The organism is Paenibacillus agaridevorans (genome assembly GCF_003112455.1).
GTDB classification, from domain to species: domain Bacteria; phylum Bacillota; class Bacilli; order Paenibacillales; family Paenibacillaceae; genus Pristimantibacillus; species Pristimantibacillus agaridevorans.
In genome coordinates, this window is record NZ_BDQX01000163.1 from 29,558 (window position 1) to 30,069 (window position 512).

A 512-nucleotide genomic window follows, 5' to 3' on the forward strand; every position below is an offset into this window, starting at 1 on the left:
ACGAGCCCATCACAGGCTATGAGTCGTTGCGCAACGCGATGCTGAAGGCGCGCATGCACCGCGTTTTTGTAAAGCTGGCAAGCGGCTCCGCCGCTTCCGGCGTTATCGCTTACCAGCTCCACCCCGTAACGGGAGCCGAGATCGCCATGACGACGATCGGCATGGAACGTTACAACGCCCGTCCGCCTATCTTTTACAACTCTGGCAAGTTGAAACGATATACGGACTCCGCCGACATTGCCGCTATTATAAACTGGCTCTACCGACATGGAGCTTACGCTGAGCAGTGGATTGCAAAGCGAGGGCATGACGGCCGCGCGTTCGACATCCGGCAGCTCGTCGTAGGCGGCAAGCCTTGCCACGCCATCGCTCGCGCCAGCCGGACGCCGATCACGAACCTTCACCTGCGCAGCGAACGAATGTCGCTGGAGGAGGCGGGCTTGGCGGAGGAAGCGATTCGGCGTGTCGGAAGCACTGCGGCGGCCGCGGCGGCCGTCTTTCCCCGTAGCGCG

At 62.1% G+C, this 512-nt stretch carries 1 protein-coding gene; it reads left to right on the top strand.

The window, feature by feature from the left end; genetic code table 11:
- Nucleotides 1-512: STM4014 family protein (locus PAT3040_RS37035; protein ID WP_181376614.1), on the top strand; the 512-nt coding region annotated here is incomplete at both ends.